Below are 1,457 nucleotides of genomic sequence, written 5' to 3' on the forward strand. Positions count from 1 at the left end.
GCCGAACGCGCGGACGATGTGGTCCAGCAGGCCCGAATCCTGACCAACCAGGCCGACTGCCGGCTGCGCGAGGCCCGCTACCCGCAGGCGCTGGAGGTAGCGGTGCGGGCGGTCCGGGCGGCTGAGCTCGGCGGCCCCCCGGGCCTGCTGATGACCGCGTTGCACAATGCCGGCGAGGCACTCACCCGGCTTGGACGGTACGACGAGGCGGCGCTCCACTTCGAACGGTCGATCCGGATCGGCCACCGGGTCGGCCTCAACCGCATCGCGGCCGGGCTCTACGGGCTCGCCGAGGTCGACCGCCGGCTCGGACGGCGGGAGCAGAGCCGTAGCCGGTTCGAGGAGGCCGCCGACCTCGCCCGCGCCACGGCCGAGGTGCAGATCCTCGTGCCGGCGCTTTCCCGACTCGCCCGGCTGCTGCTGGACGGGTCCGCCGCCGACCCGGCCGCGGCCCGCGCCGCCGCCGACGAGGCCGAGCGGATCGCCCCGCCTGCCCTGGCGTCCCGGGCGCTGGTGGCCGGCGGCTGGGTCGCGCTGGCCGACGGCGACCTGGCGCTGGCGCAACGCCGGGCGGCCGACGCCACACAAGCCGCGCGCGCCGGCCGGCAAGCTGACGCGCTGGCCGAGTCGTTGGAGCTCGCCGCAGCGGTGAGCGCTGATGCCGGTGCGGCGCGGGCGGCGTTGCAGGAGGCCGCCGCGATCTGGGAACGCGCCGGTGCGCTGCCGGCCGCCGACCAGATGCGTGTGCTGCTCGGCCGGCTGCCCGGCGCCGATAGCGGACAGCGGCTGGCGGCGAGATCGGCCACCCGCCGACTGCTCGGCCTCGGCGTCCGGACCGTCAACGGGTCCCCTCTGCTGCCGGCCGAGGGCAACGCCGCAACGGTTCAAGTGCGTGTGCTCGGTCGCTTCGAGGTGTTCGTCGCGGGCCGGCCGGTGCCGCTGCCGGCGTGGCGATCCCGGCAGGCTCGTACCCTGCTCAAGATCCTGGCGGCCCGGCGAGGGCGACCGGTTCCCCGCAGCGAGCTGTGTGAGCTGCTGTGGCCGGACGACGAACCGCAACGCACCGCCCACCGGCTCTCGGTGCTGCTGTCGGTCGTCCGGACCGTGCTGGATCCGTTGCGGTTGTGGGCTCCGGACCACTATCTGGCGGCCGACCTCACCGGTGTCTCGCTCGACGTCTCCCGGGTGACGGTCGACGTCGAGGACCTGCTGCGCGACGCGACGCACGGCATGCAGCTCGCCCGCGAAGGCGATGCCGCCCTCGCCCGGGAGATCCTCGCCGAGGTGGACGCCGCCTATCGGGGCGACGCATTCGACGACGAACCGTACGAGGGATGGGCCGACGGTCTGCGCGAGCAGGCCAGGTCCGTGTGGTTACGGGCGCTGCGCGAGCTCGCCGACCTGTGGCGGTCGGCGCAGAACCCGGAGCAGGCGATCACGTGCCTGGTCCGGCTGCT

1 protein-coding gene is annotated in these 1,457 nt (G+C 74.9%); it reads left to right on the forward strand.

All coding sequences use genetic code 11. The features are described 5' to 3' along the window. Positions 1 to 1,457 (forward strand): tetratricopeptide repeat protein (locus AB0M20_RS43250; protein ID WP_364307284.1); only part of this gene is annotated, 1,457 nt, incomplete at both ends.

The sequence above is a fragment of the Actinoplanes sp. NPDC051633 genome (assembly GCF_040681735.1).
GTDB lineage: Bacteria > Actinomycetota > Actinomycetes > Mycobacteriales > Micromonosporaceae > Actinoplanes.